The sequence below is a fragment of the Paracoccus sp. DMF-8 genome, from assembly GCF_029309835.1.
GTDB lineage: Bacteria > Pseudomonadota > Alphaproteobacteria > Rhodobacterales > Rhodobacteraceae > Paracoccus.
This window is the reverse complement of sequence record NZ_JARJHL010000018.1, coordinates 180194-191806: the sequence shown is the minus strand read 5'-3', so window position 1 is coordinate 191806 and position 11613 is coordinate 180194. Positions and strand designations below refer to the sequence as shown.

10 protein-coding genes and 1 pseudogene are annotated in these 11613 nt (G+C 62.4%); 4 read left to right on the top strand and 7 right to left on the bottom strand.

Annotated features, from left to right (window positions below; translation table 11 throughout):
* Positions 1-35: 35 nt before the first annotated feature.
* Both PE067_RS21440 and grxD read left to right on the top strand, forming a co-directional pair.
* A complete protein-coding gene (locus PE067_RS21440; protein ID WP_276191813.1) occupies positions 36-278 on the top strand; it encodes a BolA/IbaG family iron-sulfur metabolism protein in 243 nt (80 codons plus the stop codon).
* A 23-nt stretch (positions 279-301) separates the two neighbouring features.
* Entirely contained in the window at positions 302-664 is a 363-nt protein-coding gene (grxD, locus tag PE067_RS21435; RefSeq protein WP_276191812.1) for a Grx4 family monothiol glutaredoxin, read from the top strand.
* Positions 665-714: 50 nt separating this feature from the next.
* Here the strand turns inward: grxD and PE067_RS21430 are convergent, their stop codons facing one another.
* Entirely contained in the window at positions 715-1446 is a 732-nt protein-coding gene (locus tag PE067_RS21430; RefSeq protein ID WP_276191811.1) for a phage holin family protein, read from the bottom strand.
* A gap of 13 nt (positions 1447-1459) precedes the next feature.
* Positions 1460-1894, bottom strand: a complete 435-nt coding sequence (locus PE067_RS21425; protein WP_276191810.1) for a DUF883 domain-containing protein — start codon at positions 1892-1894, stop codon at positions 1460-1462.
* A 290-nt stretch (positions 1895-2184) separates the two neighbouring features.
* Here PE067_RS21425 and gdhA point away from each other — a divergent pair.
* Positions 2185-3545, top strand: a pseudogene (gdhA, locus tag PE067_RS21420) (NADP-specific glutamate dehydrogenase).
* A gap of 163 nt (positions 3546-3708) precedes the next feature.
* Positions 3709-4278 carry a CYTH domain-containing protein gene (locus PE067_RS21415; protein WP_276191809.1) on the top strand — a complete coding sequence of 190 codons (570 nt, stop codon included), beginning with the start codon at positions 3709-3711 and terminating at the stop codon, positions 4276-4278.
* A gap of 30 nt (positions 4279-4308) precedes the next feature.
* Here PE067_RS21415 and PE067_RS21410 read toward each other — a convergent pair whose 3' ends face one another.
* Genes PE067_RS21410 through PE067_RS21390 form a run of 5 tightly spaced genes read right to left on the bottom strand, consistent with a single transcriptional unit; the run spans position 4309 to position 11496 of the window.
* Positions 4309-5532, bottom strand: a complete 1224-nt coding sequence (locus tag PE067_RS21410) for a glycosyltransferase family 4 protein (RefSeq protein WP_276191808.1) — start codon at positions 5530-5532, stop codon at positions 4309-4311.
* Positions 5529-7124, bottom strand: a complete 1596-nt coding sequence (locus PE067_RS21405; RefSeq protein ID WP_276191807.1) for an ABC transporter ATP-binding protein — start codon at positions 7122-7124, stop codon at positions 5529-5531. Before PE067_RS21405 ends, PE067_RS21410 begins: the two co-directional genes overlap by 4 nt.
* A complete protein-coding gene (locus PE067_RS21400; protein WP_276191806.1) occupies positions 7121-8227 on the bottom strand; it encodes an ABC transporter permease in 1107 nt (368 codons plus the stop codon). Before PE067_RS21400 ends, PE067_RS21405 begins: the two co-directional genes overlap by 4 nt.
* Positions 8227-9369, bottom strand: a complete 1143-nt coding sequence (locus tag PE067_RS21395) for an ABC transporter permease subunit (RefSeq protein WP_276191805.1) — start codon at positions 9367-9369, stop codon at positions 8227-8229. Before PE067_RS21395 ends, PE067_RS21400 begins: the two co-directional genes overlap by 1 nt.
* 42 nt (positions 9370-9411) lie before the next feature.
* On the bottom strand, positions 9412-11496 hold the full coding sequence (locus PE067_RS21390) for an extracellular solute-binding protein (protein WP_276191803.1): 2085 nt from the start codon (positions 11494-11496) through the stop codon (positions 9412-9414).
* Positions 11497-11613 lie beyond the last annotated feature (117 nt).

Genomic DNA, 11613 nt, shown 5'->3' with positions numbered 1-11613 from the left:
ACCCTACATCAAGGGCAATAGCGAAAGGACGAGCCATGGCAATGGAAGCCCATGACATCGAGGCACTGATCCGCAACACGTTTCCCAATGCGCGGATCACGATCACCGACCTTGCCGGTGACGGGAACCACTATGCCGCCGAGGTGATCGACGAAAGCTTTCGTGGCCTGAACCGCGTGCAGCAGCAACGTGCCGTCTATGCCGCCCTGCAGGGCAAGATGGACGGGGCCAATGGCGAATTGCATGCCCTTGCGCTGACCACCAAGGCCCCCGACTGAGGGCGCATCCAAGGATCTGACGAATGACCGACGCGCGTGAACGCATCCAGGAAACCATCGACGCCAATGATGTCGTCCTGTTCATGAAGGGCACCAAGGCGATGCCGCAATGCGGTTTTTCCAGCCGCGTGGCGGGCGTGTTGAACTATATGAACGTGCCCTATCAGGACGTGAACGTTCTGGCCGATGACACCATCCGCCAGGGCATCAAGGAATTTTCCGACTGGCCGACGATCCCGCAGCTTTACGTCAAGGGTGAATTCGTCGGCGGCTGCGACATCATCACCGAAATGACCCTGTCGGGCGAGCTGGACCAGCTGCTGGACAAGGCCGGCGTCGATTACGACAAGGATGCCGCCGAAAAGATCCGCGAAGCGAACGCCTGACCCCTCGGGCCGTCCCGCGCAATCAAAAGCCCGCCTGACGGCGGGCTTTTTCAATAGCGACGGTCATCATCATACCAGTCGTCGTCGTCATCATAATAATCGTCATCATCGTCATACAGATCACCATCATCGCGACGCCGCGCCACGAATTTCTGCGCCAGCGTCAGGCCGACGGCAAAGGCCCCGATCACCGGCGCCAAAGCGGCGGCATTCGATGATTTCGCCTTTTCAAAGCCCTTTTCAAAGCCCTGGGCGATGCGTTCCTTCTGGTCATCGCCGATGCCCAGCTTCTGGCTGACCTCGTCCCCGGCGCGGCGGGCGGCACCGACCACCCTGGCCTCGGCGCTGCCGACGAAACGGTCGGCGCCATAGGATACGGAATCGACCAGCCTTTGAACGCGGTTGCCTGCGGCATCGGCAAGCTGCCCGGCCTTTTGCTGGACGCGGCCGATCGCGTCTTCGGCGCCGGTGGTCACGCGGTCCATCACCACCCCCGTCGCAAGCGAGACGCGCTCTTCGATATCGGCGCGCAGCTCATCCGAGGTGGGCGGCTTGTGCCGCGCGGAACCGGTCGCGACGATCAGGACCAGCCCGATCAGGACAAAGACCGCGCCAAGGGCCAAAGAGGCGTAAAGCGGCCCCCAATCCAGCCCATCGGCAAGCCAGGTCCACAGCGCGGCCAGCAGGAACCCCGCCCCGATCAGGATCAGGATCCCCGCCGCGAGTTTCATCGACACGCGCCGCACCCAGATCCCTGACGAACAGGTCCAGCTTTTGCGCAAAGACGTTCATGGATCAGCGACGCGAGGCAAGGATCAGGCCCAGCAGAAAGCCGACGCCCGCCGCGATGCCAAGCGCCTGCGCAGGCTTGCGCCGCACCAGATCCGACACTTCGTCGTAATAATCCTCGGCGTAATGGGCGGCTTGCGCGGCGCGACGTTCGGCGTCGTGATACAGACGCCCCGCCTCGTGCCGCGCGCGACCGGCATAATCGGCGCCTTTTTCACGCAGATGTTCATAGGCTTCCTCGCCCTTGGCATAGGCGGCATCGGCCAGATCGGCGGCATGGTCGCGGGCGCTGCCCAGCAGTTCCTCGCCGCGCGCACGGGCGGTTTCGGCCGCGTCGGATGCCGCATCGGCCACCTTGCGGGCCTTGTTCCCGATATCCTGCGCCGCGCCCCTGGCTTCGGCTTTCAGGTCCTGGGCGGCGGTTTCAGCTTTGCTGCTCATTTCGGTATCCTCGATCTGCGGCTTCGGTTCTGTGCGGATAACGACCAAGGCCCCCGCTTCGTTCCATCCGCGCGCCCCGTGCGGATCAGATTGTCCCCGGCGTCGCGCCGATCCGCAACCGCCGTCCGACAGGCGCAGCCCCGCCCGGCATGACAGATCGGTTGCGCGACAAGAAAGTTGCGTGACAGGAAAATCGACACGCTTCCCGTCTTTCTATTGCCGGAATTTTCAACTAATAGCGCAGCAACCTGCGCAATTTAAGTGCAGACCGGGAACGACTGGAGAAGCAATTGATCATTCTTGATGACAAACTGGAACCCATCTTCAACGAGGTCGCACGCCGCAACGCGGGTGAACCCGAATTCCACCAGGCCGTGCGCGAAGTGCTGGAAAGCCTGGGGCGGGTCGTCGCGAAGCGGCCTGATTACCTTGAAGACGCGCTGATCGAACGGATCTGCGAACCCGAACGCCAGATCATCTTCCGCGTGCCGTGGACCGACGACAAGGGCCGCGTCCAGATCAACCGCGGTTTCCGCGTCCAGTTTTCCTCGGCGATGGGGCCATACAAGGGCGGGCTGCGGTTCCACCCTTCGGTCAATGTCGGGATCATCAAATTCCTGGGCTTTGAACAGATTTTCAAGAACGCATTGACCGGCCTGCCCATCGGCGGCGGCAAGGGCGGTTCGGACTTTGACCCCAAGGGTCGTTCGGACGGCGAGATCATGCGCTTCTGCCAAAGCTTCATGACCGAACTGTATCGCCATCTGGGCGAATATACCGACGTTCCGGCGGGCGACATCGGCGTCGGCGCGCGGGAAATCGGCTATCTGTTCGGCCAATACAAGCGCCTGACCAACCGTTACGAGGCAGGCGTCCTGACCGGCAAGGGCCTGTTCTATGGCGGCTCGCTGGCGCGCAAGGAAGCGACCGGCTACGGCAACACCTATTTCACCGAATCCATGCTGAAAACCACCGGCGACGATTTCGACGGCAAGAAGGTCGTGGTTTCGGGTTCCGGCAATGTCGCAATCTATACGATTGAAAAGGTGCAGGAATTCGGCGGCAAGGTTATCGCATGTTCGGACAGTTCGGGCTATGTCGTCGATGAAAACGGCATTGATCTGGAACTGGTTCAGGAAATCAAGGAGGTCCGCCGCGGCCGGATTTCCGAATATGTCCGCATCAAGGGCGAAGGCAACGGCGTCTATTTCGTCAAATCCTCGGACGGGTCGATCTGGGACGTGCCTTGCGATGTCGCGATGCCTTCGGCGACGCAGAACGAACTGACCGGCAGGGATGCCAGAACGCTGGTCAAGAACGGCGTGATCGCGGTCGGCGAAGGCGCCAACATGCCCTGCACCCCGAAGCGATCCGCACCTTCCAGCAGGCCGGCGTCAAGTTCGGCCCCGGCAAGGCCGCGAATGCGGGCGGCGTCGCCACCTCGGCACTGGAAATGCAGCAAAACGCCTCGCGCGACAAATGGACCTTTGAAAAGACCGAAACCAAGCTGGCCGAGATCATGCGCGATATCCATGACAGCTGTTTCCAGACGGCCGACGAATTCGGCGCGCCGGGCGACTATGTCATCGGCGCCAATATCGCGGGCTTCATCCGCGTCGCCGAACCGATGCGCGCCTTTGGCGTGATCTGATCCACAGCCGAAAATCCCGTTTCAGGGCCGTGTCGCCCGGCCCTGAAACCCCGCCGCGCATCACGCGACAGTCGTTTTACGGTGGTGTTTTTCTCTTGTCATATGTCCTAAACAGGGGCATGGCATTACACCTGCGGATGGAAACAACCGGTCGCAAACCTGAATGCCAGTCGAAATCGAACGAAAATTCCTGACCGCCAAGGACAGTTGGCGCAGTTGCGTGACCCGTGCCACGCGCCTGCGCGACGGCATGCTGGCCTTTTACGACGGACGCAAGATCCGCATCCGTTTTTACGACGACAAGGCGACCCTGACGGTCAAGGGCCCGCGCAAGGGGCTGACGCGGGATGAATTCGAATATGAGATCCCGGCCTCTGACGGGCTGATCCTGCTGGAACGCCATTGCAAGGGCGAGGTCGTCGAAAAGACCCGCCATCATGTCATCGTCGATGGCTGTGAATGGTGCGTCGACGAATATCACGGCCTGCTGGCCGGAATCATTCTGGCCGAGATCGAATTGCCAAGCGAAGATACCCAGGTGACCCTGCCCGACTGGATCGGCAAAGAGGTCACGGGCGTCGAAAAATACCGCAAGGCCAATATGGTCAAGGCCCGCAAACGCAAGATCGCCGATGCGGCGCGACGGGCGCAGAAAAAGGCCGGATCAGCACCAGCCAGCACCACGCCCGCACCGCAGATATCCGCACCCAAGGATTTGGCCGCACGTCCCTGACGGGTGCTGCGGGCCGATGGGCATTGCGGGCTATGCCTTGGGGCCGAAACTCTCGACCCATTCGATCAGGCGCGGCAGCGATTTCGTCTTGAAATCATATTCCCGCACGATCTTGTCACGCGCCGCATCGCGCAGTTTTTGCGCCTGCGGATCGCCGGACAGGCCAAAGGTCAGCGCCGTTTCCAGCCCCTTTCGGTCAAAGAAATCGACCAGCCGCCCGTTTTCGCCATCACGGATCAGCTCACGCACCGGCGCCGTATCCGAGGCGACGATATAGGCCCCCGCCGCCATCGATTCCGTCAGCGACCAGCTCAGCACAAAGGGGTATGTCAGATAGCAATGCACCCGCGCGATCTGGATCAGCGACAGGTAATCGTCATAGGGGACGCGCCCCAGAAAATGGATGCGATCCAGATCAAGCTGCCCGTCCAGTTCGGCCAGCATCTTTGCCTTCCAGTTCGGCGCGTCCTTGGGCAGCGCGCCATAGCTGACGCCGTCGCCGCCGACCAGAACCACCTGCGCATCGGGGCGCGCGCGCATCACCTCTGGCAAGGCGCGCATGAAGCGGTGAAAGCCGCGATAGGGTTCCAGCGACCGCGACACGAAGCTGAGCACCTCATCCCCCGCCCGCAGCACCCGGCCATTGGGCAGCGTCAAGCGGGCATCGGGGTTCGGGCGCACGGTATCGGTGTCGATGCCGTCATGGATGACGGTGATCTTGCCGCGCAATTCGGGCGGAAAGGTTCCGGCCTGATAGGCGGTCGGCGACAGGCCCGCATCGGCCTGAACCATGCTCTGGATCAGATGGGCGGATCGCGCGACGGTGGTCACCCGCGTCTCATCGCTGGCCGGGTTGATTTCGGGGTCGAAACCGACATCCTGACCGCGCGTCTGATACATCAGTTCCGCATAGACCAGCAGTTTCGCATCGGGCCAGATTTCGCGCAGAAACAGCGTCTCGCCCCAACCCGAATGACCAAAGATCACATCGGGGGTAAAGCCATGACGGTCGCGCAGAGCCCGGCAACCACGCGCCGCCATCCAGCCGCGTTCGGTGTATTCGGCATAGGTCTTGCCCAGATTTTTCTGGGTCGCGGCAAGGTCCGGGCTTTTGTAGCGCACGACATTGACCTTGGAGGGGCGCTGGTTTTTCTCATCGGTCAGCGCCAGCACCTGATGGCCGCGTTCGGCCAGGGCGGGCGCCAGATGCAGGAACTGGCCGGGATAGTTCTGGTGGACAAGCAGGATTTTCATGCGCTTCTGTCGCGGAATGCGGCCTTGAGCAACTGTTTCGTGTAATCGGTCTGCGGCGCGGAAAACAGCGCCTCGCTGCTGCCCTGTTCGACGACCTCGCCCGCGCGCATGACCATGATCTGATGCGAAACCGCGCGGATCACCCGCAGGTCGTGGCTGATGAACAGGAATGTCAGCCCGTGGCGTTTCTGCAGGTTGCGCAGCAATTCGACGATCTGGACCTGCACGGTCATGTCGAGCGCGCTGGTCGGTTCGTCCAGCACGACGACCTTGGGGCGCAGGATCATGGCGCGGGCAATCGCGATGCGCTGGCGCTGGCCGCCGGAAAATTCATGCGGATAGCGGTGCATCATGTCCGGGTTCAGCCCGACCTCGGCCATGATTTCGGCCACCATGTCGCGGCGGTTGCGACCGGGTTCGACGCCGTGGACGCCCAGCCCTTCGGCGATGATCTGTTCGACCGTCATGCGCGGCGACAGGCTGCCATAGGGGTCCTGAAAGACGATCTGCATATCGCGGCGCAACCGGCGCAACTGGCGCGGCGACCATGCGCTGATATCCTGCCCCTGATAGATGATCGGCCCCTGACTTTCGATCAGCCGCATGATCGCCAGCGCCAGCGTCGTCTTGCCCGAGCCGGATCCGCCAACAATCCCAAGCGTTTCCCCTGCCCTGACGGCCAGAGTCGCGCCGTTCACCGCCTTGATATGGCCGGTGGTGCGACGCAGAAAGCCGCGCTTGATCGGGAACCAGACCCGCAGATCATCGGTCTGCACCATCACCGGCGCGGCCGGGTCGATGGGGTCCGCGATGCCATGGGGTTCCGCGGCCAGCAGGCGGCGGGTGTAGTCGTGCTGCGGATCGGCAAAGACCTGTTCGGCAGGCCCCTGTTCGACGATCACCCCGTCCTTCATCACGCAAACCCGGTCCGCGATGCGGCGCACCAGCCCAAGGTCGTGGCTGATGAACAGCATCGACAGGTTTTCATCGCGTTTCAGTTCGGCCAGCAGGTCCATGATCTGCGCCTGAATGGTCACGTCCAGCGCGGTCGTGGGCTCGTCCGCGATCAGCAGCTCCGGCCCGTTGGCCAGCGCCATGGCGATCATCACGCGCTGGCGCTGGCCGCCCGACAGTTGATGCGGAAAATCCTGCAGGCGGCTTTCGGGGTCACGGATGCCGACGCGGGTCAGCAGTTCGATGATGCGCTTGCGGGCACCGTCGCCGGTCATGCCCTGATGCAGCTTCAGGCTTTCGCCGATCTGGCGCTCGATCGTGTGCAAGGGGTTCAGCGAGGTCATCGGTTCCTGAAAGATGAAACTGATGTCATTGCCGCGCACCTCTCGCAGCAGTTTGTCGGGGGCGCTGATCAGTTCGCGGCCCTCATAGGTGACCGAGCCTTCGACAATCGCGGAATCGCCCAGCAGGCGCACGGTGCTGAGCGCGGTGACCGATTTCCCCGACCCGGATTCGCCCACGATGGCGACGGTTTCGCCGCGCCCGACCGAAAAGCTGACGCCCTTGACCGCAGGCAGCACCTGCCCGTCCTGACGGAAACCGATGCGCAGGTTGTCGACATTCAGAACCGGCGTCATTTGAAGGTCTTTCTGGGGTCGAATGCGTCCCTGATGCCTTCAAAGACAAAGACCAGGAGCGACAGCATGATGGCAAAGGTAAAGAATGCGGTGAAGCCCAGCCACGGCGCCTGCAGGTTCTGCTTGGCCTGCAGGGCCAGTTCCCCAAGCGAGGGCGCGGTGGTAGGCAGGCCGTAGCCCAGATAATCCAGCGCCGCGAGGCCAGAAATCACCCCCGTCACGACAAAGGGCAGCATGGTCAGCGTCGCGACCATGGCATTGGGCAGGATATGGCGGAACATGATGATGCGGTCGGAAACGCCCAAGGCGCGGGCGGCACGGACATATTCGAAATTCCGCGCCCGCAGGAATTCGGCGCGGACGACGCCGACCAGCGCGGGCCAGCCGAACAGAATGGTGATAAAGACCAAGAGCCAGAAGCTGCGCCCCAGAATCGCGAACAGGATGATGATGACGTAAAGCGAGGGCGTCGAGGACCAGATTTCGATGATCCGCTGAAAGATCAGGTCGGTGCGCCCGCCGAAATAGCCCTGGATCGCGCCCGCCGCGATGCCGATCAGCGAACTGACCGTGGTGACGATCAGGGTGAACAGGATCGACAGGCGAAAGCCATAGATCACCCGCGCCGCGACGTCGCGCGCCGTGTCGTCGGTGCCCAGCCAATGGCTGGCATCCGGGGGGCTGGGGGCGGTGCCGACATTGTTGATGGTGCGGTAGTGATAGGGGATCACCGGCCAGATCATCCAGCCCTTGTCCACAGCCTGCCCCGCGACCTGGCCGGTTTCCGTTGCCTGCGCGGTGGTCGTCTCGGGGTTTTCCCAGCATTCCTGGCGCCCGCCGGTGACGATCAGGCATTGCACGCTTGGGTCGGAATAGATCGCCTCGGTCCCGAATTCGCCGCCGAATGTCTTTTCGGAATGGAAGTTGTAGACCGGGAAATACAGGCTGCCGCGATAGCTGACGACGATGGGCTTGTCATTGGCGATCAGTTCCGCGAACAGCGACAGCACGAACAGCACGGTAAAGATCACCAGCGACCAGAAGGCCCGGCCATTGCGGCGGAAATTGCGCCAGCGGCGGCGGTTGAGTTCGGAAACAGCCATCAGCCCGCCCTCTTGTCGAAATCAATGCGCGGGTCGATCAGCACATACATCAGATCCGACAGGATGCCGACGATCAGCCCCATCAGGCCAAAGACATACAGCGTGCCGAAGATCACCGGGTAATTGCGCTGAACCGCCGCCTCGAACCCAAGACGGCCCAGACCTTCCAGCGAAAAGATGGTTTCAATCAGGATGGACGCGCCAAAGAACACGCCCAGAAACAGCGCCGGAAAGCCCGCGATCACGATCAGCATGGCGTTGCGAAAGACATGGCCATACAGGACGCGGCCTTCGGTCAGCCCCTTCGCGCGCGCGGTCATCACATATTGCTTGTTGATTTCATCCAGAAAGCTGTTTTTCGTCAGCAGGGTCAGCGTTGCAAAGCTGGAAATGGATGTGGCGACGACCGGCAGCGTGATGTGCCACGCGTAATCCTTGACCTTGCCCCACCACGACAGATCCGCGAAATTGTCGCTGGTCAGCCCGCGCAAGGGAAATATCTGCCAGTATGACCCGCCCGCGAACAGCACCATCAGCAGGACCGCGAACAGGAATGCCGGGATCGCGTAACCCACGATGATGATGCCGCTGGTCCATGTGTCAGCGGGCGTCCCCGCCCGGACCGCCTTGCGGATGCCAAGCGGGATCGAGATCAGATAGGCCAAGAGCGTCGACCACAATCCAAGCGTGATCGACACCGGCATCCGTTCCAGCACCAGATCGACGACCGAGGTGGAATGGAAAAAGCTTTGCCCGAAATCGAAGCGCAGATAGTTGCCCATCATGATGAAGAAACGCTCGGTCGCGCCCAGCTTGACCTTTTCGCAATCGGGCGCGCTCAGGTCGGGTTCGCCCTGATGTTCGGCGGTGCAGGAAATCCGCGCGAAACCCATCTGGACCTCCAGCTGGTCCAGCAATTCGGGCGGCAGGCCCTGGGCGCCTGCATATTGGTGGCTCTGCGCGCCCTGCACATCGCCCCCGCCGGAAATATTGCGGAACGCATCGCCTTCGCCCTGAACGCGGGCAATGACCTGTTCGATCGGGCCGCCCGGCACGAATTGCGTCAGCACGAAGTTGATCAGCATGATCCCGATCAGCGTCGGTATGACCAGCAGCAATCGCCGTGAAAGATAGGCCAGCATCGCGCTATTGTCCCTGCTCTTGTTTTATCGGGCCCCGCATCTTCACCGCAGCGCCCCGGCTTCTTTCAGCTTTTGCGCCTTATCGGCGTCATACCACCAGAAATCAAGCTCACCCAGGGCATAGGGGGGCAGCGTGTCGGGGTGGTCGTAGATGTCGTAAAAGGCGACGGTATGATCGCCCTTATACCATTGCGGCACCATGAAACGCAGCGACCGCAGCGCGCGGTCCAGCGCATGGACGCGAGTGGTCAGCTCTTCTTCGGTGGTGGATTGCTCGACCATGCGGATCAGCCGGTCGATGGCGGGATTGGCCAGCCCCATGGCGTTGAAGACATCGCCGACGCTGTCCGGAACCAAAAACTGATGCAGCGCCGATCCCGGCAGCAGATCGGGCCGAAGCTGCGTCGTGATCATGTCGTAATCATGGCTGCGGCGGCGGTTTTCATACAGGGCATCATCGACGCGGGTCATCATCGCATCGACGCCCAGAACGCGCAGGTTTTCGACATAGGGGTTCAGCACGCGGTCAAAGGTCTGGCTGTCGTTCAGGATCTCGACCGTCAGGGGCTGGCCCGCCTCATTGCGGCGCATGCCATCGGGCGCAGGCTGGACCTGCATGCGCATGAACAGCCCCGCCGTCACCGCCAGCAGGATCAGCGCGCCGCTGCTTGCCCACCGGCGCCTGCCGGAATGGCGCAGCGCCGCGATGCCGGCAAAGGCCAGGATCAGCGCGACCAGACCGATGGTCGGCAGGATGCCCGCGCGGGGATGGGGCGGCGCGGGACGTTCGATCCAGCCCGCCGCATCCAGCAGCGACGCCGCGCGGCGCAGATTGCTGCGGTCCAGCTGGCGCTTGCCCGATGTCGGCGCCATCACGGCGGGTTCGTCCAGCACGCCCGCGGGCAGATCGGCGGCCAGCGGTTCCAGAACCGCGCGCTCGGCCGCCGTGGGCAGGCCCTGCGCGGCCAGATAGGAATTTTCCCAGACCGAATTCACGCGCTGATACAGCCCGTAAAACAGCGTGTCATTCGACCATTCGAAATTGAACATCAGGCCGATCGCCTCGCGCACGCGGATGTCCGAAAACTTGTCGCGGCGCAGGTTGATGGCGAAAATCTGGCCGGTGGCGACATCGCCGTCATGCAGCGTCTGTTTCACGACATGGCCGCGCCGGATCGCCGGAAAATCGTAGCCGGTGGACCAGATCAGCGACGACGCCTCGTTGCGGAAGGTGTAGGAGCCGGCCTTGAACCCTTCGAATGCGGATTGGTAATCGGCGTAATATTCGATGCGGATGCGGTCGAAATTGTTGCGGCCGATATTGATCGGCAGATCCTTGCCCCAGTAATCGGGATTGCGCTGCCAGGTGATGCTGCGTCCGTCCCGCGTGGCGCCGAACATATAGGGCCCCGACCCGATCAGGGGCGTGTTCGACGCGCGGTCCGGGCTGATCCCGTCACGTTCGAACTGCGCGCGGGACAGAACCGGCAGCGATCCCGCCTCTTGAATGATGGTGCGGCGCGGATAGTCGGGTTTGAAGTTGAAGCGGATGCGGCGGTCGTCCAGCACCTCGACGCTGTCGATCTGCTGGGCGACGACGGTGCGGTAGGATGACAGCCCCTTGTCGCGAAAGGTGTCGGACGAAAACAGCACATCTTCGGTCGTCAGGGGCGAGCCGTCGGAAAAGGTGATGCCCTCGCGCAGGGTAAAGATCACCCAGTCCTTCGACGGCGGATATTCGATCGTCTCGCACAGCAGGCAATAGGCCTCGCCCACCGTGTCGGCGGTGCCGGTCATCAGCGTTTCATGCGCGATCGAGGACAGGATCGCGGCGCGGCCCTGAATGGTATAGGGGTTGAAATTGTCGAAACCGCCGGAAAACCACTGCGATATCTCGCCGCCCTTGGGCGCGTCGGGGTTCACATAGGGCAGATGCGCGAAATCGGCGGGCAGCGAGGGTTCGCCGTAAACCGCGACTCCGTGAGAGATGATGGTTTCGGGCTGCGCCGCCGGTGCCGCCTGCGTTTCAGGCGGATCCTGCGGCGCGGGCTGGCCCTGATCCTGCGCAAGGCCCGCGGTCGCGACGGATACGGCGGCGGTCATGGCAAGAATCAGGCAGTGGCGCATCTATCGGTTCCGACGAATTCTGTGACCGTCACGCTAACAGCCGGGGCGCAGGGTTCAACCGGCAAATGCGTGAACTGCCCCGCCTGGCCGGATCACGAAACCTCTGGCCGCACAACG

Bases quoted from the DNA above. Each gene is read 5' to 3' on its own strand.
- PE067_RS21440 (WP_276191813.1), top strand. From the start codon at position 36: ATGGCAATGGAAGCCCATGACATCGAGGCACTGATCCGCAACACGTTT.
- grxD (WP_276191812.1), top strand. From the start codon at position 302: ATGACCGACGCGCGTGAACGCATCCAGGAAACCATCGACGCCAATGAT.
- PE067_RS21425 (WP_276191810.1), bottom strand. From the start codon at position 1,894: ATGAGCAGCAAAGCTGAAACCGCCGCCCAGGACCTGAAAGCCGAAGCC.
- PE067_RS21415 (WP_276191809.1), top strand. From the start codon at position 3,709: ATGCCAGTCGAAATCGAACGAAAATTCCTGACCGCCAAGGACAGTTGG.
- PE067_RS21410 (WP_276191808.1), bottom strand. From the start codon at position 5,532: ATGAAAATCCTGCTTGTCCACCAGAACTATCCCGGCCAGTTCCTGCAT.
- PE067_RS21405 (WP_276191807.1), bottom strand. From the start codon at position 7,124: ATGACGCCGGTTCTGAATGTCGACAACCTGCGCATCGGTTTCCGTCAG.
- PE067_RS21400 (WP_276191806.1), bottom strand. From the start codon at position 8,227: ATGGCTGTTTCCGAACTCAACCGCCGCCGCTGGCGCAATTTCCGCCGC.
- PE067_RS21395 (WP_276191805.1), bottom strand. From the start codon at position 9,369: ATGCTGGCCTATCTTTCACGGCGATTGCTGCTGGTCATACCGACGCTG.
- PE067_RS21390 (WP_276191803.1), bottom strand. From the start codon at position 11,496: ATGCGCCACTGCCTGATTCTTGCCATGACCGCCGCCGTATCCGTCGCG.